The 25521-nt window shown below is 35.0% G+C and carries 20 protein-coding genes and 1 CRISPR repeat array (1 of these 21 cut by a window edge); all 20 genes read left to right on the top strand.

Translation table 11 applies throughout. The features are described from left to right. Nucleotides 1–2: 2 nt before the first annotated feature. The 20 genes from dnaK to cas2 all read left to right on the top strand — a co-directional run bounded on the left by dnaK (nt 3) and on the right by cas2 (nt 23098). On the top strand, nt 3–1844 hold the full coding sequence (gene dnaK, locus QM017_RS05025) for a molecular chaperone DnaK (RefSeq protein ID WP_178196603.1): 1842 nt from the start codon (nt 3–5) through the stop codon (nt 1842–1844). Between the two features lie 112 nt (nt 1845–1956). Then, nucleotides 1957–3090 carry a molecular chaperone DnaJ gene (gene dnaJ / locus QM017_RS05020; RefSeq protein ID WP_282709047.1) on the top strand — a complete coding sequence of 378 codons (1134 nt, stop codon included), beginning with the start codon at nt 1957–1959 and terminating at the stop codon, nt 3088–3090. Nucleotides 3091–3352: 262 nt separating this feature from the next. Then, entirely contained in the window at nt 3353–5185 is a 1833-nt protein-coding gene (gene lepA, locus QM017_RS05015) for a translation elongation factor 4 (protein ID WP_178196607.1), read from the top strand. Nucleotides 5186–5497: 312 nt separating this feature from the next. Continuing rightward, a complete protein-coding gene (gene dnaG, locus QM017_RS05010) occupies nt 5498–7306 on the top strand; it encodes a DNA primase (RefSeq protein WP_282709046.1) in 1809 nt (602 codons plus the stop codon). 31 nt (nt 7307–7337) lie between these two features. Beyond that, on the top strand, nt 7338–8453 hold the full coding sequence (rpoD, locus tag QM017_RS05005) for an RNA polymerase sigma factor RpoD (RefSeq protein ID WP_178196640.1): 1116 nt from the start codon (nt 7338–7340) through the stop codon (nt 8451–8453). 55 nt (nt 8454–8508) lie between these two features. Next, nucleotides 8509–9213: a tRNA (adenine(22)-N(1))-methyltransferase TrmK gene (locus tag QM017_RS05000; RefSeq protein WP_282709045.1), complete on the top strand. Its 705-nt coding sequence runs from the start codon at nt 8509–8511 to the stop codon at nt 9211–9213. Continuing rightward, nucleotides 9200–10321 carry a Nif3-like dinuclear metal center hexameric protein gene (locus QM017_RS04995; RefSeq protein WP_178196613.1) on the top strand — a complete coding sequence of 374 codons (1122 nt, stop codon included), beginning with the start codon at nt 9200–9202 and terminating at the stop codon, nt 10319–10321. The genes QM017_RS05000 and QM017_RS04995 overlap by 14 nt, the downstream gene beginning before the upstream one ends. Nucleotides 10322–10345: 24 nt before the next feature. Then, a complete protein-coding gene (gene pepT, locus QM017_RS04990) occupies nt 10346–11590 on the top strand; it encodes a peptidase T (protein ID WP_282709044.1) in 1245 nt (414 codons plus the stop codon). Nucleotides 11591–11718: 128 nt separating this feature from the next. Then, nucleotides 11719–12213 (top strand): ABC transporter ATP-binding protein, encoded by a 495-nt coding sequence (locus QM017_RS04985; protein WP_282709043.1) that lies wholly within the window; start codon nt 11719–11721, stop codon nt 12211–12213. 15 nt (nt 12214–12228) lie between these two features. Beyond that, nucleotides 12229–12537, top strand: coding sequence for a hypothetical protein (locus QM017_RS04980; RefSeq protein ID WP_282709042.1), 309 nt, complete (start codon nt 12229–12231; stop codon nt 12535–12537). Next, nucleotides 12537–12668, top strand: coding sequence for a hypothetical protein (locus QM017_RS04975; protein WP_282709041.1), 132 nt, complete (start codon nt 12537–12539; stop codon nt 12666–12668). The genes QM017_RS04980 and QM017_RS04975 overlap by 1 nt, the downstream gene beginning before the upstream one ends. 12 nt (nt 12669–12680) lie before the next feature. Continuing rightward, a complete protein-coding gene (locus tag QM017_RS04970; RefSeq protein WP_282709040.1) occupies nt 12681–13130 on the top strand; it encodes a hypothetical protein in 450 nt (149 codons plus the stop codon). A gap of 16 nt (nt 13131–13146) precedes the next feature. Next, nucleotides 13147–14865, top strand: a complete 1719-nt coding sequence (locus QM017_RS04965) for a DUF2075 domain-containing protein (RefSeq protein WP_282709039.1) — start codon at nt 13147–13149, stop codon at nt 14863–14865. Between the two features lie 131 nt (nt 14866–14996). After that, entirely contained in the window at nt 14997–17447 is a 2451-nt protein-coding gene (gene cas3 / locus QM017_RS04960; protein WP_282709038.1) for a CRISPR-associated helicase Cas3', read from the top strand. Between the two features lie 193 nt (nt 17448–17640). Further along, nucleotides 17641–18360: a type I-C CRISPR-associated protein Cas5c gene (gene cas5c, locus QM017_RS04955; RefSeq protein ID WP_282709037.1), complete on the top strand. Its 720-nt coding sequence runs from the start codon at nt 17641–17643 to the stop codon at nt 18358–18360. A 19-nt stretch (nt 18361–18379) separates the two neighbouring features. Next, nucleotides 18380–20236 carry a type I-C CRISPR-associated protein Cas8c/Csd1 gene (gene cas8c, locus QM017_RS04950; RefSeq protein ID WP_282709036.1) on the top strand — a complete coding sequence of 619 codons (1857 nt, stop codon included), beginning with the start codon at nt 18380–18382 and terminating at the stop codon, nt 20234–20236. 2 nt (nt 20237–20238) lie between these two features. Further along, a complete protein-coding gene (cas7c, locus tag QM017_RS04945) occupies nt 20239–21090 on the top strand; it encodes a type I-C CRISPR-associated protein Cas7/Csd2 (protein WP_282709035.1) in 852 nt (283 codons plus the stop codon). Then, nucleotides 21090–21761 (top strand): CRISPR-associated protein Cas4, encoded by a 672-nt coding sequence (gene cas4, locus QM017_RS04940; protein ID WP_282709563.1) that lies wholly within the window; start codon nt 21090–21092, stop codon nt 21759–21761. Before cas7c ends, cas4 begins: the two co-directional genes overlap by 1 nt. Next, a complete protein-coding gene (gene cas1c / locus QM017_RS04935) occupies nt 21758–22786 on the top strand; it encodes a type I-C CRISPR-associated endonuclease Cas1c (protein WP_282709034.1) in 1029 nt (342 codons plus the stop codon). Before cas4 ends, cas1c begins: the two co-directional genes overlap by 4 nt. A gap of 18 nt (nt 22787–22804) precedes the next feature. Then, nucleotides 22805–23098 carry a CRISPR-associated endonuclease Cas2 gene (gene cas2, locus QM017_RS04930; RefSeq protein WP_282709033.1) on the top strand — a complete coding sequence of 98 codons (294 nt, stop codon included), beginning with the start codon at nt 22805–22807 and terminating at the stop codon, nt 23096–23098. Between the two features lie 148 nt (nt 23099–23246). Then, nucleotides 23247–25521: a CRISPR direct-repeat array (repeat unit 32 nt; unit sequence GTCGCTCTCCGTGTGAGAGCGTGGATTGAAAT); it runs 3478 nt beyond the window's last position.

The following is a 25521-nucleotide window of genomic DNA, read 5'->3' as shown; positions in this document are numbered from 1 at the left end:
GTATGTCAAAAATTATTGGTATTGACTTAGGAACAACAAACTCTGCAGTTGCTGTTCTTGAAGGTAAAGAAGCTAAAATTATTACAAATCCAGAAGGTAATCGAACAACCCCATCTGTTGTTTCCTTTAAAAACGGTGAAACACAAGTTGGTGAAGTTGCTAAACGTCAAGCAATTACAAATCCTAACACGGTTGCCTCAATCAAACGCCATATGGGTGAAGATTATAAGGTAAATATTGAAGGTAAAGAATATACACCACAAGAAATTTCAGCAATGATTTTACAATATATTAAAGATTATGCTGAATCTTACTTGGGTGAACCTGTTACTCAAGCTGTTATTACAGTACCTGCTTACTTTAATGATTCACAACGTCAAGCAACTAAAGATGCTGGTAAAATTGCTGGTTTAACAGTTGAACGAATTGTTAATGAACCAACTGCAGCTGCTTTAGCATATGGTTTAGATAAGACTGATAAAGATGAAAAAATCTTAGTCTTTGACCTTGGTGGTGGGACTTTTGATGTTTCTATTCTTGAATTAGGTGACGGTGTCTTTGAAGTTCTTTCTACAAATGGTGATACACATCTTGGTGGGGATGACTTTGATAACAAGATTATTGATTGGTTAGTTGCTACATTCAAACAAGAAAATGGTATTGATCTTTCATCTGATAAGATGGCTATGCAACGTTTGAAAGATGCAGCTGAAAAAGCTAAAAAAGATTTATCAGGTGTAACTTCAGCTCAAATCTCCTTACCATTTATTACGGCTGGTGCAGCTGGTCCATTACACTTGGAAACAACTTTGACTCGTGCTAAATTTAATGAATTAACAGCTGACTTAGTTGAAAGAACAAAGATTCCTGTACGTAATGCCTTAAAGGATGCTGGTTTAACTAATGCTGATATCGATGAAGTTATCTTAGTTGGTGGTTCAACTCGTATTCCAGCTGTTAAAGAAGCTGTTGAAGCTGAAACAGGCCACAAACCAAATGAATCAGTTAACCCAGATGAAGCAGTTGCCTTAGGTGCTGCAGTTCAAGGTGGGGTTATCACAGGTGATGTTAAAGATGTTGTCTTACTTGATGTTACACCATTGTCTTTAGGTATCGAAACTATGGGTGGCGTATTTACCAAGTTAATTGATCGCAATACAACGATTCCAACATCTAAATCACAAATCTTCTCAACAGCTGCTGATAATCAACCAGCCGTTGATATCCATGTTTTACAAGGTGAACGTCCAATGGCAGCAGATAACAAGACACTTGGTCGCTTCCAATTAACGGATATTCCACCAGCACCACGTGGTATTCCTCAAATCCAAGTAACATTTGATATCGATAAAAACGGTATTGTAAATGTTTCAGCTAAGGATATGGGCACAAACAAAGAACAAAAGATTACGATTAAGAGTTCTTCTGGTTTATCAGATGAAGAAATCGAACGTATGGTTAAGGAAGCTAAGGAAAACGAAGCTGCCGATAAGAAGCGTAAAGAAGAAGTTGATTTACGTAATGAAGTTGATCAATTACTCTTCCAAACAGATAAGACTTTAGAAGAAGTTAAAGATAAAGTTTCAGCTGATGAAATCAAGAAACTTGAAGAAGCACGCGATGCTTTGAAGAAAGCGCAAGAAGCTAATGATCTTGAAGAAATGAAGACCAAAAAAGATGACTTGATGAAAGAAGTTCAAGAAGTATCTGTAAAACTTTATCAACAAGCACAAGAAGCGCAACAAGCTGCTCAAGGTCAAGCAAATCCAGATGCTACATCTGCTAATGGAGATGACACAACCGTTGATGGTGACTTTAAAGAAGTAGACCCAGACGATAAGTAGTCAAAAAAAGGCTAATGATAAAAAGTCAAAGCCCGTTTGGGACTTTGACTTTTTATTTAGCTAACGATATGGTAAGCTAGACTAGTATTAAAATGATGGAGGATTATATAAGATGGCACAAAGAGATCCTTATGAAGTCTTGGGCGTATCTAAGGACGCGTCGGCTGATGAGATAAAAAAGGCCTATCGCAAGCTTTCTAAAAAATATCATCCCGATTTAAATAAGGAAGCTGGGGCAGAAGAAAAGTTCAAAGAAATTAACGATGCCTATGAAATATTAAGTGATCCACAAAAAAAGGCACAATATGATCAATTCGGTTCGACAGATGCTCAAGGCTTTGGTGGCTTTGGTAATGGCGGATTTGATGGTAGCTTTGGTGGTTTTGGCGGCGGTGGCTTTGAAGATATTTTCAGTTCATTTTTTGGTGGCGGTGCTACAAGTGGACGTTCCCAAAATGCACCACGTCAAGGGCGTGATTTACAATATGAGATGCATCTAACTTTTGAAGAAGCAATCTTTGGTAAGAAAACTAAGATTGAATATACCCGTGAAGCTGAATGTAAGACTTGTGGTGGTTCTGGCGCTAAAGCTGGCACTTCACCAGTAACCTGTTCAAAATGTGGTGGTCGTGGTTTTGTTCAAGTTCAACGCCAGACGCCACTTGGCCGAATTATGACACAACAAGAGTGTGATCTTTGTCATGGAACTGGTAAAGAAATCAAGGATAAATGTACGACTTGTTATGGTACAGGACATGTTCAAGAACACCATGCAATCGAAGTAACGGTTCCTGCCGGTGTTGAAGATGGTAACCAAATTCGTTATCAAGGCCAAGGTGAAGCTGGGACAAATGGTGGACCATATGGCGATTTATTCATTGTCTTTACTGTTTCTCCAAGTGAAATTTTCAAACGAAACGGTTCAGAAATCTATCTTGATCAACCAATTAGTTTTGTTCAAGCTGCCTTAGGTGATGAAATTCAAGTTCAAACTGTACACGGTGATGTTAAATTAACAATTCCAGCTGGAACACAAACTGGGACAACTTTCCGTTTGCGTGGTAAAGGAGCTCCTCGTTTACGTGGTAATGGCAACGGCGATCAACTTGTCACTGTCAAGATTATCACACCTAAGAAATTAAACAAGAAGCAAAAAGAAGCGTTAAAAGAATTTGCAGAAGCTTCAGGTGAAAAAACAACAGGTGAAGGATCGTTTTTCGATCGTTTAAAAAACGGTAAACTTTAATGATTAAAAGTGTTGGGAAGTTAGTTTTTCCAATACTTTTCGGTTCTTTGGTAGCGGACTGATAGAGTATTAAAGTTATTAATTTTAAGCTCTCCTTACTGGTTTTCTAGTACGGAGGGCTTTTTGCTTTAACTTTTATATGTTTGTTTTTTGGCACTAAAAATTATCGCACCTTTTTATCTAAAGAGATTTGACGGCGCCTGTTGAATAAAGCTATAATTAATAGTTAGAGATATTGAATGAAAGTAGGAATTTAGGCTAAATGAATTTAGAAGAAATGAAAGAGCGTCAAAAACATATTCGAAATTTTTCGATTGTGGCTCATATCGATCATGGAAAGTCAACTTTGGCTGATCGGATTTTAGAAATGACCGATACGGTTTCTAAGCGCGAAATGCAAGATCAACTTTTAGATTCGATGGAGTTAGAACGTGAACGTGGAATCACTATTAAACTAAACGCTGTTGAATTGCATTATCAAGCTAAAGATGGAGAAACCTATATTTTTCACCTGATCGACACTCCTGGACACGTCGATTTTTCGTATGAGGTGTCGCGTTCTTTAGCAGCGTGTGAAGGGGCAATTCTTGTAGTTGATGCAGCGCAAGGGATTGAGGCGCAGACTTTAGCAAACGTTTATTTGGCTATCGACGATGATTTAGAAATTTTACCTGTAATTAATAAGATTGATTTACCGTCGGCTGAACCCGAAAGAGTGCGCCAAGAAATTGAAGACATTATTGGGTTGGATGCTTCAGAGGCGGTTTTAGCATCGGCCAAAACAGGGCTAGGAATCGAAGAAATGTTAGAACAAATCGTCGCTAAGGTTCCAGCACCAACCGGTGATTTGCAAGCACCACTTAAAGCTTTGATTTTTGACTCAGTTTATGATGATTATCGTGGAGTTGTTTTAAGTTTACGAATTGTTGAAGGAACGGTTAAACCTGGTGATAAGATTCGTTTAATGAATAGTGGTGCCGAATACGATGTAGTCGAAGTCGGGGTTAACTCACCTAAACCATTGAAACGTGATTATTTGATGGCTGGCGATGTAGGCTATCTAACTGCAAGTATCAAAGATATTCAAGATACACGTGTCGGTGATACAGTAACTAATGCGTTAAATCCAACTGAAAAGCCATTAGCTGGTTATCGTGATATGAATCCAATGGTTTTTTCAGGATTATATCCAACTGAAAATTCCAAGTACAACGACTTACGTGAAGCCTTGGAAAAATTACAACTAAACGATGCGGCTTTGGAATTTGAACCAGAAACATCCCAAGCTTTAGGCTTTGGCTTTAGATGTGGTTTTTTAGGTTTATTACACATGGATGTTGTTCAAGAACGGCTAGAACGTGAATTTAACATGGATTTAATTACGACAGCACCATCGGTTACGTATGATGTTGAACTAACTGATGGTAGTCATGTTGAGGTCTCAAATCCAGCTCAGATGCCAGAAGTACCGATGATTCGCCAAATTAACGAGCCGTTTGTTAAAGCGGAAATCATGGTGCCAAATGAATACGTCGGCGCTGTGATGGACTTGTGTCAACGTAAACGCGGTCAATTTGTGACAATGGAATATTTAGATGATTACCGCGTAAATGTGGTTTATGATATGCCATTATCAGAAATTATTTTTGATTTCTTTGATAAATTAAAATCAAGTACACGCGGTTATGCTTCGCTTGATTATGAATTAGACGGCAGTCGTAGCAGTGATTTAGTTAAGATTGATATCTTGTTAAATGGCGATCGTGTTGATGCGTTGAGTTTCATTGCGCACCGGCAATTTGCGCAACAACGTGCACGTGTGATTACCGATAAGTTGAAAACGATTATTCCACGTCAAAACTTCGAAATTCCAATTCAAGCTGCAATCGGTGCTAAGATTATTGCACGTACTAATATTAAGGCTTACCGTAAAGATGTTACCGCACGGATTCATACTGGTGATCCAGATCGCCGGGCTAAATTATTAGATAAACAAAAACGTGGTAAAAAACGGATGAAAGCTGTTGGTACAGTACAAGTTCCACAAGAAGCTTTCATGGCAGTTTTAAAGACGGATGAAGAAAATGCAAAATAAATTATCCTTAGCTTAAAAGATAAGGATAGTTAAAATAATGAGAAAGGGAACGTCTAAAACGATGAAGTGATTAACAAGATTTACTTCAAGAAGACGTTTCTTTTTTATGTTAAGCAAGAAGTTATTTATAATGGGAAACATAAAAAATATGCAGTATTTTTTAGAAAACTTCTAAAATTAAAGACTGATTTTGTTGAAAAAAAAAGAAAAATGGCATATAATTAAATATGATTATGTAATTTAACGTTAGTGAAAGTCGCGCTTTTGGTGCGGCTTTTCTATGCTTGGTCGTTTATGAACAGGGGTGAGGCAATGGTTCAAAACATACCAAACGAGGTTTTAGATGAAGTTCGTTCGCAGGTAAATATTTTAGACATCGTTAGTCAATACGTTCAGCTAAAAAAGCAAGGTTCCAATTGGTTTGGAATTTGCCCTTTTCATGCTGAAAAGACCCCATCTTTTTCTGTTAATGAAGAAAAACAAATTTTTAATTGTTTTTCTTGTCATCGTGGGGGCAATGTTTATAAGTTTATGATGGAAATCGAAGGACTGGGATTTGTTGAAGCTTTTCGGCGAGTAGCAGAACTTGGTAATGTAGAGGTTTCCACGAAGTATTTGTTAAAAAATGCCTATTCTGTTCAAGCGACATCAGAATATACCAAGTTAAAAGATATTCAAAAACAAGCCGCTCAATTGTATCACCATGTTTTAGTTAACACCCAAATTGGTGAACAAGCACTTAATTATCTACATGAGCGTGGGTTAAGTGATGAATTGATTGTAGAGTTTGAATTGGGGTATGCACCAAGTACGAAGCTTTTAATTCCATTTTTCAAAGAGCGACAAATTGATGAACAGCTTTTGCAAGCCAGTGGGTTGTTTACTAAGAGAGAAGATGGAAGTTTACATGATCGTTTTATTGATCGCGTGATGTTTCCCTTAAAAGATATGACTGGACAAATTATTGGTTTTTCAGGACGTAAATTAACTCCTAGTGATAATCAGCCCAAATATTTGAACTCGCCAGAAACTAAGATTTTTAATAAACGTGAATTGCTATTTAACATGGATAAGGCTAAAGCAGCAATGCGTTTACAAAAAAAAGCGCTCTTGTGTGAAGGATTTATGGATGTTTTGGCCGCTTATCGTGCAGGAATTAAGAATGCAACTGCTTCGATGGGGACAAGCTTGACAGAACAACAAATCGCGATATTGAGTCGGTTTACGGATACCGTTGTGATTTGTTATGATGGTGACGATCCTGGACAACAAGCGACTAAACGAGCATTGAGTTTGTTAGAAAAAATAGGTAAATTTAAGTTAGAAGTAGTTAGTTTACCAGAAAAACTTGATCCTGATGAATACATTAAAAAGTATGGTGAACAAGCCTTTCAACAAGCGCTCAATGAGCATACTGAAAGTCCAATGGCATTTTATATGCGTTATTTTGAACGTGGACGTAACTTAAACAATGAAACAGAACAACTAGCATATATCAATGATATTTTGGAGCAGTTAGCTAATGTTAAAGATTCAATGGAACGAATGTTATATTTGAATCGTTTATCTGAGCGGTTTAAGTTAGACAAGGCTAGTTTAGAGCAGAGATTAAGTAAATTTGTTGTGAAACAAAAGACGGTTCAAGAAAAAGATATCGTTGTTAAACAACCATTGCCACGATATGCGCAAAAAACGCAAGTAGAAAAAGCAGAGGAATTGTTATTATATCGTATCTTACATGAACCAGAAATCTATCAAAAGATTAGTGAGTTAGAGAATTTTATTTTTGTTCATGAAAAATACCAAGTGTTATATATCTTGGCTCAAAGCTATTTTAAAAGATATGCAGAATATCAACCAGCAGTCTTTTTTGATGTTGTTCAAGACAAGGCCTTACAAGAATTGATCACTGAGATTGATATTGAAAATGACTATCCACCAACATCAACTCTAGAAGAGATAAATGATTGTTTAGGGGTCATAGCTAAGAGTTTAATTGAACAAAAAATAAATGAATTGATTAATCAGGTTGGCCAAACAACCGATGAAGAAAAACGAAGACGTTTGTTGGAAAAAATAACTGAATTGTCAGTAAAGCGTGAGTCTCAATTGGCAATTTAAGGAGGTAATATCTTTGGCAGAAGAAAAGAAAATGATGAGTGGATTAGATGAAGTCGCTTTTAACAAATTATTACGTGAAACGGTTCAAGGCTATAAGGCTAAAAAAGAAATCACTTATGATGAGTTAGCTAAAAAGATGATTAATCCATTAAAAATGGATGCCGAACAAATCGAATATACAATTAATCGCTTAGAAGATGCAGGCATTTCAGTAGTTGATGAAAATGGTAATCCAACTGAAGAAGCCTTAAAGGCTGCTAGTGATGAAGAAATTGCAGCTGAAAGTGAAGCTAAAGATATTTCTGCGCCATCAGGTGTAAAGATTAATGACCCTGTAAGAATGTATTTAAAAGAAATTGGACGAGTAAACTTGTTGACAGCCGATGAAGAAACAGCCTTGGCTTTGAGAATCGAAGAAGGCGATGAAGAAGCTAAGCAACGTTTGGCAGAAGCAAACTTACGCTTAGTAGTGTCAATTGCCAAGCGCTATGTGGGGCGTGGAATGTCATTTTTAGATTTGATTCAAGAAGGTAATATGGGCTTGATGAAAGCTGTAGAAAAATTCGATTATCGCAAAGGTTTCAAATTTTCTACGTATGCAACATGGTGGATTCGTCAAGCTATTACACGTGCGATTGCGGATCAAGCAAGAACGATTCGTATTCCAGTGCATATGGTTGAAACGATTAACAAATTGGTTCGAATTCAACGACAAATGTTACAAGATTTAGGACGTGAACCACTTCCAGAAGAAATTGGTGCAGAAATGGATATGCCAACAGATAAAGTGCGTGATATCTTAAAGATTGCACAAGAACCTGTTTCTTTAGAAACACCAATTGGTGAAGAAGATGATTCACATTTAGGTGATTTTATCGAAGATCAAGATGCAACGAGTCCAGCTGATCATGCGGCTTATGAATTGCTTAAAGAACAACTTGAAAGTGTCTTGGAAACTTTGACAGACCGTGAAGAAAATGTTTTACGACTACGTTTTGGTTTAGACGATGGACGCACAAGAACATTAGAAGAAGTTGGTACGGTCTTTGGCGTTACCAGAGAACGTATCCGTCAGATTGAGGCTAAGGCATTACGTAAGCTACGTCATCCATCACGTTCAAAACAATTAAAAGATTTCTTAGAATAAAAATGTTTAAGACAGCTTGCTTAAGGCTAGCTGTCTTTTTTGCAAGGAGGCTATTATGGACGCAAAAAATCTATCACAACGCTTATTAACAGTTGCAAAATATGTACCTAAAGGAGCTCGTTTAGCTGATATTGGCTCGGATCATGCTTATTTGCCTGCCTATTTAGCATTGCAAGAACAAATAAGTTTTGGGATTGCTGGTGAAGTGGTTAAAGGGCCATATCAAAATGCTGTAAATGAAATCCAAAAAGAAGGATTGAGCGGACAAATTACTGCACGCTTGGCTAATGGTTTAGCAGCAATTCAAGCAGATGATCAAATTGATACGATTACAATTTGTGGAATGGGCGGGCCATTAATTTGTGAGATCTTGACAGCTGGTAAAGAGAAATTGGCACATCATCCTTTGTTGATCTTACAACCTAATGTAGGTGAAAAAAATGTACGTGATTGGTTGAGTGCTAATAATTATCGTATTGAAGCAGAAGAAATCATCGCAGAAGACGGTCATATTTACGAAATAATTGTGGCATGCTATACCCGTGATACTGTAATATATACGCCTAAAGAATTACTATTTGGCCCATGCTTGTTAACCAAGGTTGGTGAAGTTTTCCAAGCGAAGTGGCATAAAGAATTGACAAAGAAAAAGAAAGTATTAGCTCAACTTGAAAATGCTAAAGGAGATTTGCTTGCTAAAAAGATGCAGCTACAAAAGGAAATAACTTTGATTGAAGGTGTTTTAAATGGTGAAAGTTAAGGAAATCGTGGCACGCTTCGAAGAATTTGCGCCTAAATGGATGGCTGAACCAGGTGATCCGATTGGTTTGCAGTTAGGAGACTTGAATCGAGAAGTTAAAAAGATGATGATTACATTAGATGTGCGTCCCGAAACTGTACAAGAAGCCTTGGAAAACGGTATTGATTTTATTTTTGCACATCATCCAGCGATGTTTGTACCAGTCAAAAAATTTGATTTAAGTGAACCGCAAAACAAAATGTATGCCGAATTAATCAAAAACGATATTACAGTTTATGCAGCTCACACTAATTTAGATAATGCTAATGGTGGAATGAACGATTGGCTAGCTGAAGAATTAAATCTAGTTGATTGCCAAGCACTACTGCCAATAAGAGAAGAAGAGATGTATAAACTAGCGGTTTATGTGCCTAAGCAACAGGCAGCACAGTTGCGGCAAGCATTAGCTGATGCGGGTGCTGGTCGTTTAGGACAATACAGTGCTTGTTCATTTTCACAAACAGGAACCGGGCGCTTTAGTGCAAGTGATGCAGCTCAACCATTTATTGGACAAGCTGGTCAAGTTAGCGCGGTTGAAGAAGAAAAAGTCGAGGTCGTTTGTCCTAAATCTTTGAAAAATCAGGTTTTAGCGGCAATGTATGCTAATCATCCTTATGAAGAAGTCGTTTTTGATTTATATCAAATCGAAGGACTCGGCCAAAAATATGGCATGGGTAGAGTCGGAAAAGTCGCTTTTGAAAATCCATTAACTGTTTTGGAATACGCCAAGTATTGTAAAGAGGTATTGGGTTTACAGGGCTTGCGTTTAATTAGTGCTGATTTAGACAAGAAAGTTAACACGGTGGCAGTCTTAGGTGGCAGTGGAGCGAAATTTTATTCAAATGCTTTGCTAAAAGGGGCTGACATTTATGTGACTGGTGATGTATCATATCATGTAGGACATGATATCTTGGCTAGTGGCTTAAGCGTGATAGACCCTGGTCATCATTTCGAAAAAGTCTGCAAGGAACGTTTAACGCAAAAATTCAGTCAATGGAAGCAACAAGAGGCTTGGGACATTGAGTTGTATACCTCAACGTTAAATACCGATCCTTTCAGATTTGTCTAATTATTAAAAGTAGAGGTGTTTTAAATGACTAAATACGAAAATTTAGTACCACGTTTTTTAAAGTATGTACAGACTGAAACTAGATCTGATGAAAGTTCAACAACCATTCCATCAACACAAAGTCAAGTTGATTTTGCCAAAGAAATTGCGGCTGAATTAAAGGAAATTGGTTTGAGTAACGTGCGGATTTCACCGGTTTGTGGTTATGTTTATGCGACCTTACCAAGTAATTTAGACGATGATACTAATGTTAAAAAAGTTGGTTTTATCGCCCATATGGATACCGCTGACTTTAATGCTAAAGATGTTAAACCACAAGTTATCGAAAATTATGATGGCGTTTCTGCAATCAAATTAGGCCAAAGTGGGTATGAATTAGACCCTAATGAATTTGCTAGCTTGAAAAAATATGCCGGTCATACTTTGATCACGACTGATGGCACGACGCTACTTGGTGCTGATGACAAGGCAGGGGTCGCAGAAATCATTACCATGGTTGAATACTTGATTCAGCATCCTGAAATTAAACACGGCGAAATTCAAGTTGGTATTGGACCGGATGAAGAAATTGGGACCGGAGCTGATAAATTTGAAGTTGACCAATTTGGCGCAGATATTGCTTATACCGTTGATGGCGGCCCGCTTGGTGAATTAGAATACGAAACTTTTAATGCGGCTCAAGCCAAGATTAAATTAATTGGTAAAAGTGTGCATACAGCAACGGCTAAAGGTTTAATGGTCAACGCTTTACAGCTTGGTATCGATTATCAAAATCAATTGCCAGCTGCTGAAGTTCCAGAAAAAACAGAAGGACGTGAAGGATTCTTCCATCTCTTTGCTTTTAACGGAACAGTTGATGAAGCTGAAATGGTCTATATTATTCGTGATCATGATCGAAATAAATTTGAAGAACGCAAACAATTGATGTTAGACATTGCGGCTAAGATGAATCAACAATTAGGTGAAGAACGTGTAGTTATTGAAATGAAAGATCAATACTATAACATGCGTGAAGTTATCGAAAAAGATATGACCGTAGTTGATTTAGCGAAAGAAGCGATGGAAAACTTGGATATTACGCCAGAAGTTTATCCAGTTCGTGGGGGAACTGATGGCTCTAAGATTTCCTTTATGGGCTTACCAACACCTAATTTGTTTGCTGGTGGTGAAAACATGCACGGACGTTTTGAATACGTGTCTGTGCAAGTTATGCAACAAGCTATTGATGTCTTATTAGAAATCGTGCGTTTAACGACTGAAAAGAAATAGATTATAAATCTCTAGGTGAAATAAAGTTAGGACTTTATGACCTAGGGATTTTTTGTATACAAACGTTTGCTTTTGCTAGTTATATCGATTAGAATTTAATTAAAACTTACGTGAAGGAAAGATGCAAAATGGCCGTGATTGAAGTTACTAATTTGACGCGTGATTATGGAAACGAGCGTGGTTTATTTGAAGTTTCTTTAAAAGTTGAAGCTGGACAGATTTATGCGCTCTTAGGTCCAAATGGAGCGGGCAAATCGACATTGTTACGTCATTTGATGGGCTTTTTACGTTCCAAGCAAGGAACTTGTCGGATTAATAATTTAGATTGTTGGCAAGCCGCGAGCGCGATTCAAGAGAAACTAGGCTATCTTCCTGGAGAAATTAACTTTTTTGATGATATGACGGGTCAGCAGTATCTCGATTTTTTGGCTAATTATCGGGGGTTGCAAGATAAAAAAACGATGCACTCATTAATAGAGCGCTTCGAATTAAATCCTAAGATTAAGCTTAAAAAAATGAGTAAAGGAATGAAACAAAAGGTCGGTATCGTGGCCGCTTTCATGCATCAACCAGAAATTTTGTTGTTAGATGAGCCAACGAGCGGTTTAGATCCTTTGATGTAACAACGTTTTATTGAATTGATTCAAGAACAAAAAAATAAAGGGACCACGATTTTAATGGCTAGTCATATTTTTGAAGAAGTTGAAAAAACAGCCGATCAAGTTGGCATTTTACGTAAAGGGCGCTTGATTACGTCTGAAACATCCGAAAAACTGAGCCAAAAGCACGAGCGAACATACATGGTCACCTTAGAAACGCCACAGTTAGCGACTGCTTTTAGTCATGATTTTGGTGGCCAAATTGCAAAAGATGACCCATGTAAAGTTTTATTGAAGCATCGGGCTAATTTAGAAGAAATCTTTTTAGACTACTATGAAATTAAATAATGAATCTAGCATTATTTAAAAAAGAAATGCGCAGTTCACTTAAGTTGTTAGTGATTTTTATGGCAATCTTAACAATGTATATCGTCTTGATTATCGGGATGTACGACCCAAAAACAGCGCAAGCCTTGTAGTGATTTGAAAAAGTGATGCCTGAAGTGATGGCAGCCGTTGGGATGCAAGGAACACCGGATAGTCTGATGCATTTTATGATTTCTTATTTGTATGGCTTTATTTTATTAGTCTTTCCGATGGTTTATAGCATTATTCGAGCTAACGGCTTGATGGCTAAGTATCTAGAGCAAGGAAGTTTAGCAGCCTTTTGCTTTTTATGTTCAGTCAGTGCCAACGATACTAAACAATGCTTAACGGTTAGTGCAGGAATTTGTGCCTTGATGTATGTGCTTCAAATGCTAGCTAACATGGGCGATAAGTTGGCTAATTTACGCTATTTTACGGTTTTTACGCTGTTTGATGCTAATAAATTAGTGGCAAATACTCCAGCTTATACCGAAAGCCTTAGCTTATTTTTAGCGGCTATAGTATTATTTTTAAGTAGCATCTGGGTCTTTAAAAAACGAGAATTACAAGTATGATGTTTGAGGTGGAAAGATGGAAAAACAAGTTAGTGCGCCGGTGATTTATGAAACACCATATACGGATTTAGCAACGTATGATTTAGAGGAAAAAGTAAGACAAGAAATTGGTGAAGAAAATGTCGAATACATTACCGATTATCCAACTGTCTATATTATTCAAGATGATCGATTGAAAAAAAGAAGTAAATATAAAGTTTATGTTGGTGAAACCAACGATATAATACAACGAACCAATGAACATTTAATTAAAGATAGTAAGAATGAAATTTATTGGGATAACTTTAGAAATTCTAAAACTTCGCTGATGTATGTTATTGGACATGAACATTTTAATAAATCTTTGACATTAGATATCGAAAATAAAATAATGCAGTATTTATCTTGTGTGCCAAATGTTGAAAAAATCCATAATAAACGCACTAATGCTCAAAAAAAATACTATACTTCAAATGAAATGTCATTGATTTTTACTAAGATTTGGAAAAAATTACATGAAAAAAATCAAAATCTGTTTATCTCAGAACAAGAAATTGTTAATTCGGCAATTTTTAAAGCCTCTCCTTTCCATAGTTTGACTAAGGAACAAGAAAAGGCACAAACTGCAATTTTGGAACTTGTAGATAAAGCGATAGCTAAAAAACAAAGTGGACAATTGATTTTAGTTAGAGGCGAAGCAGGTTCAGGCAAAACAGTTTTAATGAGTAGTTTATTTTATAATTTAGCGAAAAGAGCAAAAGATGTGCATCTTTTGGTTAACCATAATGAACAATTAACGGTTTATAAAACGATTGCTAGTAAGTTAGATTTAGAAAAGAAAAAAGATGAAGTGGTTGCTAAACCAACATCCTTTATCAATAAGCATAGTCCAAAACAAAAAGTTGATGTAATTTTAGTAGATGAAGCTCATCTTTTATTAACACAAGGGAAACAATCATATCGCGGTAAAAATCAATTAATTGATTTGTTAGATCGGGCCAAAGTAGTTATTGCGGTATTTGATGATAAACAAATTTTAACACGTGAACAAATCTGGCAAGAAGATATTTTACAAACATTAGGCAATGATTATCCGGTGCAAGAATTTACCTTGATGAATCAAATGCGTATGAATGCGAATGAAGCAACAATTGATTGGCTTAGAACGATGATTGATGATGGTACAATTAAAACTTTACCTAAAGATGATAAATATGATTTGAGAGTCTTTGATGATCCAGCTAAGATGCATCAAGCGATAGTTGAGAAAAACCAAGAACAAGCAGGATTGTCACGGATGGTTGCGACCTTTGATTGGGAATACAATACAAATGCAAAAGGTGAGTTATCATATGTTCAAATTGGTGATTGGAAATTACCTTGGAATCTGCAATTAAAAGATCCAAATAGTAATAAAGAAGATTCTTGGGCTGAACAGGCGATAACTATCAATGAAGTTGGTTCAACCTATACGATTCAAGGCTTTGATCTAAATTATGCAGGTGTTATTTTAGGACCATCAGTGACTTATCGTGACGGTAAAATTGTCTTTGATCCAGCAAAGAGTGCTAATAAAAAAGCAACACAACGACGTTCAATTATAACTAAAGAAGGTTCTCAAATGATATCTTTTGGTCCAGAGCTCTTAAAGCATGAATTAAATGTTTTGCTAACTCGAGGTGTCAAAGGATTATATTTGTATGCTGTGGATGAACAATTACAAAAAGAGTTGATGAAAAAAGTTAAAAATAATTAAATGAAGCGTTATATATCAATAAAGAACTTCTCAATTGTTATTTATATATTGAGGAGTTCTTTTGATATAAATAAAGCGTTTTATATTTAAGTGAGATATAATTAAAGTATAAGATTTTTGAGGTGAAATAAATGGAAAAAGAAAAGATTTATGCACATTATAATGGAACTGATAAGCAATTATTGTTAGATCATCTTTTTAATGTTGCACGCAGTGGAGCGAAGGAAGCACAAACTGTTGGACAAGAGAATGTGTTGTTTTTAATTGGTATTTTTCATGATTTAGGGAAAGCCAGTCAAGCTTTTCAAAATAAATTAATGAAGAAGCCTAATGATAAAGTTGATCATTCTTCGGCAGGCGCATATTTTTTATTTGAAAAAATTCCAACAGTTCTTGAATTTTATTCTTATGATAAAGGGATTGTTAAAATTTTTACAGAATTAGTTTGCTATACAATTAGTGCGCATCATGGAATTTATGATATACCTTTATCAGGGGCAAATAAGACTGCTTATATGGAAAGTAATCTGTACCGTAGAATGCAAGAATACATAAAAAATCCAAATTATAATTATGAAGATATTGATTCATTTGTAAAGGAGATAGATAAAAGTTTAATTGTAAATAATCAATTTAAGAATATTGATGAGTTAATAGTTGCGGCGTTCAACGATTTTGAAAATATTTTTAAAAAAGTAAATAAATTAAAACAAAGCACAGACGAAATGTTTTATTATTTTTCTCTAGTTCAAAGATTGTATCTATCGTTGCTAAAAAATGCTGATATTTTAGATACAATTAATGCGTATAGATTTGAAATTACTCCTTATACTCAAAATGAAGTTTTAGATTTAAAATATCAATATTTAGAAAAAATTGAGCTACTCTATCAACAATATGAGAAAAATTTAGAGAAGCAAACAGAGTTAAATAAGATACGTATGGCAATTGCTAATAGATTAAACAAACGAGCTTTAAATGATACAACTGGGATTTATAAATTGAATTTACCAACAGGTGCAGGGAAAACTAAATTGAGTATGCGTTATGGAATTCATCAAATTAATCAAGAAAAACAAAGATTTTTTTATATTACCCCTTATTTATCAGTTTTAGAGCAAAATGCCAAAGAAATAAAAGGAATTCTAGGCGAAAATGGTGTTTTAGAGCATCATTCAAATATGGTTTCTGAATATGATGGCAATAATGAGATTGACCAACAAGAAGAAGATACTAAAACTTCTATTATGAAGGAATATTTATTAGATACTTGGGATAGTCCAGTTGTCTTGAGTACAATGGTTCAGTTTTTTCAAACCCTGTTTAAAGGAAAATCAGCTAATTTGCGGCGATTTTCAAATTTAATTAATTCCGTGATTATTTTAGACGAAGTACAATCACTACCTGTTCAAGTTACAACTTTGTTTAATTTAACTGTCAATTTCTTAAAAAATATTATGAATGCAACAGTTGTATTATGCACTGCTACACAACCTAAATTTGATTCGAAATACTTAAAGCATACTGTCGTTTATGGTGGAGAAGGTAATGAAAGTTCAGAGTTGGTGACTTTAAGTCAAGAAGAAAGCAATATCTTTAAACGTACAAATATTTACAAATTTGAAGAGTATTTTAATTTGAAGAGTAATATTTTAGATATAGCAACAGCAGCTACCCAGATTAAAGGTGTTTTGAATAAGTCGATTTTAATAATATTAAATACAAAAAATGCTGTAAAAAAAATGTATGAAGAATTGCAAAATTTAGATAGTCAAAAGAAAATTTATCATTTATCAACAAACATGTGTCCTAAGCATAGATTAGATATTATTGATGAAATTAGGAAAAAACTTTCTGAAAATGAGCCGATCATTTGTGTAAGCACACAACTCATCGAAGCAGGCGTCGATGTTGATTTTGATATGGTAATCAGATCATATGCAGGTATCGATTCAATAGTTCAATCTGCTGGAAGATGCAATCGTGAAGGTAAAAAAGTTAACGGAGATGTTTTGTTATTAAATCTTGATCCGCAAGAAGAAAACTTAGATTTTTTAAAGGAAATTAAAAGCAAAAAGGATAAAACCAGTCAAATTATTATTGATAAGCATGGAGAAATTAATATTACTGATTTAAATGATAAATTTTTTGAAAAATACTATGCAAACGAAAAAGATTTTGACTATTCGTTAGGTAAAGATAACGAAAGTGTTTATGAGTTGTTATCGAAAAGAAATCCTAGAAAGTGGCTTATGTATCAAAAATATAAAATTGCTGCTGATAAAATGGATTTGATTCAAGATGAATCGACAGGTGTAATTATTTATTATGGTGATGCTAAAGAAAAAATTGAAGAGTTAATAGTGACGATTGACAAATATGAACGTAATTATGATTCAGAATACCTAAAAGATATTCGAAATATTTTACAACAATTACAACCCTATACGGTTAATGTAAGAGGAAATAAACTATCACGTTTTACATTAAAGTATCTAGATGATAGTGTTCAAATATTACCTGAAGACTATTACGATAACGCTTTAGGAATTAATTTAGAAGGAGCAACTTTTGTATTATAAAAAGGTCGTGCCATATGACACGACCAACTGAATTTAAGGAATATTATCCTTCACACAACTTCAATCCACACGAAATATCGTGATTATAATCTGTATGATAACCTGTTGCTAAAAAAAAATCAACTTTTTAGATAAACATTGTTGACATCATCATCATTCCTTATTATACTTAACACAGAAAGGAGGTGGCAAGATGGATAATGAAAAGTCGAAGTTTTTCTATGTCTGTCTTGAAGGGGATTATGCATTGTTTACTAATCCTACAACTAAAGGTGGTGGCGAGAACGTCTCGTGCAATGCGCCTTCGAGACAAGCGCTAAATGGAATTGTAGATGCGATTTATTATAAACCTACAATAGTTAATATTATTGATGAAGTTAAAGTCATAAACCCTATTCAAACAGAAACAATGGGGAGTAGAATGTTGTTAAATAACATGGGGGCTGATCTTAACTATGTTACTTATTTAAGAGATGTAAAGTACCTAGTTAAATATCATTTTGAGTGGAACCTAACTCGTGAAGATCTTAAACAAGATCGTAATATGAAAAAACATGAAGCGATAGCAGAACGTTCAATTCAACGTGGCGGACGAAGAGATGTATTTTTAGGTACTAGAGAATGTGTAGGTTTAGTAACTGGAATCACTAAAGAAGATTACGATAATGCACAAGGTGCATATTTTAATCAAACTATCTCATTTGGTCTACAGTTTCACTCATTTATATATCCTAAGTCTTCTAAAGAAAAACTAAAAAGCTGTTACACGGAAACTGTTATGAAAGACAGTACGATTGTTTTTAAAAATCAAGAAGATTGTGAAGTTATAAATGAGTTATCAACATATTCTTTTAAAGAAAGCAGTCAATTTAAAGACGTTGGAACTGAGTATGAAGAATATGAAAATTTTTAAATAAAAAGAGGTGATTAATGTGGATTTTTTGAGTGCGTTGTTACGTGCGTATGAATACTGTGAGGAAAAAGAGTTAGTTGATAAGCATGATGGTGATAAAACTGTACTGTTACCACTGTACCATACAAATTTAAGGTCAAGTGGTACTAATATAGTGGAAGCTTGTTTAGATAAAGAAGGTAAGTTAGTTTCTGCTAGTTTTTTGCCTAAGGATGAACAAATTATTTTTCCGGTTAGCCAAGATTCAATAGCTCGATCAGGTAAATTTCCTTTGAGTCACCCGTTGATTGATAAATTATCATATCTTACGAATGACAATGTTCAATTACATCAAATGTATTTAGAAGAGTCGAATAAATTTTTTAAAGCAATAAAAGATCCTGAAGTAAAGAACTTTGTAGATTTGATAAAAGATTTTTTAACTCAAGAAAATTTCTTCGATTTATTGTTATCAAAATTATATCCTAATCAAAATATAGATAGAGATTGTCTTAAAGTAAGTTATTCAGAAAATGGAAAAGCTAAAAGAGTTGATTTTAATGCTGTTTTTCTAACATTTAAAATTATTGAGTTTGATGGAGCTAAAGATGTATCTATAACAGAAAATGTTGATTTGCATCAAGAGTATGTAAGATACGTTGAACATCTTGATTTACCAAAAGGTGTTTGCAATATCAGCGGAACAATGCAACAGTTAACTACTAAGCATCGTGGATTGATGGGAAATGCAAAACTAATATCTGTAAGTAATAATACGGAAAATTATAAGGGAAGATTTAATAAGGGGGAAGATATCATCTCTATAGGGTATCAAACCTCAGAAAAAATCCACTTAATGTTAAAGTATCTGTTAGAAAATAATAATAGTCGGAAATGGCTAAAAGAAAGCCAATATATGATTAATTGGTTCTCAGATGATATTTCTAATGAAAGTCAATTAGATTATGTATATCCATCTAATTCATTTTTAGACGAATTAGATGATGATGCCAAAAATGTAGTTACAGAGGAGAACAAATTAGTTGGACAATCCTTTATAAAAGGTCGTCAAGAATTTTCTGATGATGCATCATATTATGTTGCAATTATTGATAAAGCAAGTAATGGTAGAATTTCTTTAAAATACTTCAGAGAATTAAAAGTATCTAGATTATTTGATAACTTAAAAAAGTGGCAATCAGACAATGAATGGGAATATTATGATAAAACTACAAAACAATTTAAAAAATATATTCCGTCAATGGCTCAAATGATTCTAGTATCTTATGGAATTGAAGAAGACAAAGGATTAGAGTTAAGAAACGAGAGCTTTTTTAAAGCTGAATTTGAGAAATTAATTACTAGTTTAATTGATGGCAAAAATGTACCAGATAATATTTTAAGAGCTGCTGATCAAAATATTCGCCAACGATTAAAATATGAAAAAACGTGGATGACAATACAGTCTGTAACGTTAGGATTGTTCCACAATAAAGGTAAGGAGGAATTAACACCTATGTTAGATAGGGAATATACAAATCGTTCGTATTTATATGGACGATTGTTAGCTGTTTTTGAAAGAATTGAAGCTGCTACATTTGGAGCAGATGAAAAAAGGTTGACAAATGCACAAAAGTTTTGGACTTCGTATACTAATCAACCAGCAATTTTTATGGACACATTGATTAAAAAAACTTCTTTTTACAAAAAAAGCTTATTACAATCGAATTATCCTCTATTTATAAAACTTGATAAAGAGCAGTCTGAAATTATCCAAAAAATCAATGACAATTATTACTTATCATCAGAGGTTAACAATCCATTGGATTATAATTTTATTTTTGGATATTATGCAGAAAATGGTTATATTTTTTCTAAAAAAGAAAGTGAGGAATAAAAATGATTAATAACAAGATTGATTTTATTATGACTATTGATGTGAAGTATGCTAACCCTAATGGTGATCCATTAGCGGGCAATATGCCACGAATTGATTCGAATGGGTATGGATTAATTAGTGATGTTGCGATTAAACGTAAAATTCGTAATCGGATGCAAGACATGGGGTATGATATTTTTGTTAAATCTCGTGATAGAATCGATGATGATTTTATGTCTCTTCAAAAACGTTTTGAAGCTAGTTTTACTGCTAAAGATAGTGATGAAAAAATCGAAAAGGAATCTAATGAGAAATGGCTAGATGTAAGAACTTTTGGTCAAGTTATTACATTTTTGAAAAAGTCAATTGGAATTAGAGGACCAGTTTCAATTAGTATCGCGAGATCTTTACGCCCAATTGCTACAACTACTATGCAAATTACACGTAGTACAAATGGTATGGAAACTAAAAAGGAATCTGGACGTTCTTCTGATACGATGGGAAGCAAGCATTTTGTTGAACAAGAAGTTTATGTAGTTTATGGATCAGTAAATGCATATCTTTCCGAAAAAACAGGATTTGATGATAAAGATTTAGCAGTATTGAAAGAAGCTTTGTTGACGTTATTTGAAAATGACGCTTCATCAGCACGGCCAGAGGGATCTATGGCAATCAAAGATTTATTCTGGTTTGAACATAGCAATAAATTAGGAAATGTTTCAAGTGCTAATATTCGCGAGTTATTAACTTGGACAGATACCAAAGATATGGCAAATGTAGAATATAATGATTATCAAATTAAGTTAGATGAAGAAAAACTAGCTAAGTATCAAGCACAAGGATTAACATTTGAACATTTAACAGGTAAGTAATCATGTCGATAGAAGATGACTATTTAATGCTTTCAGGGATTCAACATTTTTATTTTTGTAAACGTCAATGGGGGCTTATCCATATAAATCAGCAATGGCAGGAAAATGAGTATACTATTGAAGGACAATTTATTCATACAAAAGTTGATAATCCTTTGCTAAAAGAGAAAAGAAAAGATATCTTTATTTCTAGAGCAATGCATGTTTTCTCAAAGGAATTGGGATTAGTCGGAATCTTGGATGCTGTAGAATTCCATAAAGATTCGCAAGGAATTCAAGTTAATCATAAGCGTGGAAAGTGGAAACCGTATATAGTCGAATATAAACGGGGGAAACCTAAAAAAGATAATAGAGACATAATTCAACTAGTTGCAGAAGTGATTTGTTTAGAAGAAACATTAGGTTGTAAAATAGATAAAAGTTATTTATATTATCATAGTACAAATAATAAACAGGAAATTGAAATTACCAAAAGTTTACGAGCGGAAGTTACCTCATATGCGAAACAAATGCATATTTTTTATAGTACAGGTAAGTTACCTAAAGCGGAATATTTTAGGAATTGTCAAACCTGTTCTTTAGTAGATGTTTGTATGCCTAGACTCAGTAAAAAATCCAAAAACACTAGTAACTATATTAAGAATGCTATTATGGGAGATGAAGTATTGTGAGAAAACTATTAAATACTTTATACGTTACCCAAGAAAATTATTATATCACTCGAGATCGAGATAATATTGTAATCAAGGAAGATGGTAAGGTTATCAAACGCTTTCCATTTCGGGTTTTAGAAGGGATAGTTTGTTTTTCTTACTTAGGAGTCTCTCCATCTGCTATTCAATTGTGCAATGAGACTAATATAGCATTATCATTTTTGTCACCATACGGACATTTTTATGGACGGTTTATTGGAAAAACAAATGGCAATGTCTTGCTAAGAAGAGAACAGTATAGAATTGCTGACGATGATGCTAGGTCTATAGATTATGTTCGAAATAGTATAACTGCGAAAATTTCTAATTCTAGAAAATATCTAATTAGATTTCAAAGGGATCATAGAGCGATTATTAATGAGAATGTTTTTAATGATACTGAAGAAAATCTTTTGAATATGATTTATCAAATTCAAAATAGTAGTGATAAAGATAGTATTCGAGGAATCGAAGGAAATGCAGCAAATACTTATTTCAGTGTGTTTAATGAATGTATCCTAGCCAATAAAGATATATTTTATTTTGAAGGAAGATCAAAAAGACCTCCAATGGATTGTGTAAACGCAATGTTATCTTTTGGATACTCGTTGTTAACTAATCAATGTCAAGCAGCACTAGAAACTGTTGGAATAGATAGTTATGTTGGTTTTTTTCATACAGATAGGCCTGGAAGAGCTGGAATGGCGTTGGATTTGATAGAAGAATTTAGATCTTACTTGGTGGATAGATTTGTTTTTTCATTAATTAACAGAAAACAAGTTAATGAAAAGCATTTTGAAATAAAGGAAAATGGTAGTGTCTTTTTAAACGAAAAAGGCCGAAAAGTTTTTTTAGAAAATTGGCAAAAAAGAAATATTTCGGAGATTACGCATCCGTATATTGATGAAAAGATAAAGATAATGTTATTACCGTATGTTCAAGCACAACTTTTAGCAAAGACAATTCGTGGTGAAATAGAATCGTATCCACCGTTTATGATTTAGAGATGAGGGATTATATTTATGATGGTTTTAATTACTTATGATGTCAATACTGAAAGTAAGTCTGGAAAATCTAGATTACGAAAAGTTGCGAAGCTATGTGTTGATTATGGACAAAGAGTTCAAAATTCTGTTTTTGAATGTTCAATTACCCCAGCTGAATTTGTAGAAATAAAGTATAAATTAGCAAAAATAGTTGATTTAAAAAATGATAGTATTAGATTTTATCTTCTTGGAAAAAATTGGCAAAAAAGATTAGAAAAAATCGGAAAAAATGATTCATACGATCCTGATAAAGATCTTTTAATTTTATAAAATAGTCTTTAACGAACCTATGTTAAACATTAATTTATATGAGGTTCGCGTAAAAAAATTAATAATTTGAGTCCTAAAATAAAGATTAATAGCTAAATTAAAGTTTAATTTTAGACTAAGACTCATAAAAATTGCGTACTTTCGCGCAGTCGCTCTCCGTGTGAGAGCGTGGATTGAAATGTCTTTTAACATTTAAATTGTCACCTCCCAAAAATTGTCGCTCTCCGTGTGAGAGCGTGGATTGAAATAAATTGACTCGCAACGTCGTTGTTGCTTGTGTCAAGTCGCTCTCCGTGTGAGAGCGTGGATTGAAATATTGCTCCATACGTGCCGTTAATAACGATTTTTAGTCGCTCTCCGTGTGAGAGCGTGGATTGAAATCTGAAGATGCAAACGCTGATGAAAGCAATGAAAGTCGCTCTCCGTGTGAGAGCGTGGATTGAAATTGAAGTTCTCTCTGTCAGCGACTAACTCGTCGTTACGTCGCTCTCCGTGTGAGAGCGTGGATTGAAATAAGATTTGATTTTGTCAACTATGAGTAATGATTAATGTCGCTCTCCGTGTGAGAGCGTGGATTGAAATGCTTAAATCTACACCATACAAATATGTCATGTCTGTCGCTCTCCGTGTGAGAGCGTGGATTGAAATCTGACAACGCAACGGACGTTAAGCCTGATTTTAGGTCGCTCTCCGTGTGAGAGCGTGGATTGAAATGCCACTTCAAGAAGCCACATTACTCAAGGACCCTAGTCGCTCTCCGTGTGAGAGCGTGGATTGAAATAAGGTTAATTTACGATTTTTATAACTAACCTCGCGTCGCTCTCCGTGTGAGAGCGTGGATTGAAATTAATTTTTTAAATGCTTTAGTGTACTTGTTACCGGTCGCTCTCCGTGTGAGAGCGTGGATTGAAATAAACGTCATAGCTTTACCGCGCTTAACTCCGGCCAGTCGCTCTCCGTGTGAGAGCGTGGATTGAAATAAGCTTGTTACATTTTAAGTCTAACAACGCGTAACGTCGCTCTCCGTGTGAGAGCGTGGATTGAAATGTTGGAACAGACGCAAGACGGTTAAAAACTTTTAGTCGCTCTCCGTGTGAGAGCGTGGATTGAAATATTAATCGTATGAGATACGAGTTTTAGCTCATACGTCGCTCTCCGTGTGAGAGCGTGGATTGAAATAACAGTAATGGAAGTGATTTTTAAAGGGTCGTCAAGTCGCTCTCCGTGTGAGAGCGTGGATTGAAATGTTAATGTCTAAAATAATATCGTTATAATGCGAGGTCGCTCTCCGTGTGAGAGCGTGGATTGAAATAATATAACATTTCGAGGTGTAGCATTCATAGCATTGTCGCTCTCCGTGTGAGAGCGTGGATTGAAATGACTTGTCCGAAACAATTAAAATGTCGCTTACCAGTCGCTCTCCGTGTGAGAGCGTGGATTGAAATCTTAATGATTGCCGGGTAATCGACGTTATAGACGGTCGCTCTCCGTGTGAGAGCGTGGATTGAAATTGCTAATTTCTTTTTAGCAATTGTTTCCAATTCTGTCGCTCTCCGTGTGAGAGCGTGGATTGAAATATTTGCGATTATGAAAAGCTTGATGAAAGGGTTACGTCGCTCTCCGTGTGAGAGCGTGGATTGAAATCTGTTTCTAAATCTAACGATACATCAAGCGCATTGTCGCTCTCCGTGTGAGAGCGTGGATTGAAATGCAACTTTGTACGCTGAACAAAGTAAGCAATACGCGTCGCTCTCCGTGTGAGAGCGTGGATTGAAATTATGATTAGATTTTGAAGTGTTTAAATACGATTGGGTCGCTCTCCGTGTGAGAGCGTGGATTGAAATTTATGAGCATTGATTGGTTAGGAGAAGAAAAACTGTCGCTCTCCGTGTGAGAGCGTGGATTGAAATGCTCCAAATTTTTCTAAAGCAACCCCACTGAGTCAAGTCGCTCTCCGTGTGAGAGCGTGGATTGAAATCAGTAATGCCTGTTTTTTTCCAAAAATCGGACAAGTCGCTCTCCGTGTGAGAGCGTGGATTGAAATTAACTCGCGGTTTGGCTTAAATTTTAAAGTTTGCGTCGCTCTCCGTGTGAGAGCGTGGATTGAAATTAAATCCGCTCCGGCTTGTTTCCAGTTGCCAGTCAGTCGCTCTCCGTGTGAGAGCGTGGATTGAAATATTTACAAGTTCATCAGCTGTTTTTGCGCATTTTGTCGCTCTCCGTGTGAGAGCGTGGATTGAAATGATGCAAAAGAATTTACCGTCAGAGTGTCTAAAAGTCGCTCTCCGTGTGAGAGCGTGGATTGAAATCACATCACCCATACGGCGTCTTTTACCTGTGATTTGTCGCTCTCCGTGTGAGAGCGTGGATTGAAATTCAATTTGAATACGGAGTTGTTGGAGCGGACGATCGTCGCTCTCCGT

This window comes from Ligilactobacillus sp. Marseille-Q7487, assembly GCF_949152225.1.
Classification (GTDB): domain Bacteria; phylum Bacillota; class Bacilli; order Lactobacillales; family Lactobacillaceae; genus Ligilactobacillus.
Note: the sequence above shows the minus strand (reverse complement) of the source record. Positions and strands in the feature narration are given on the sequence as shown.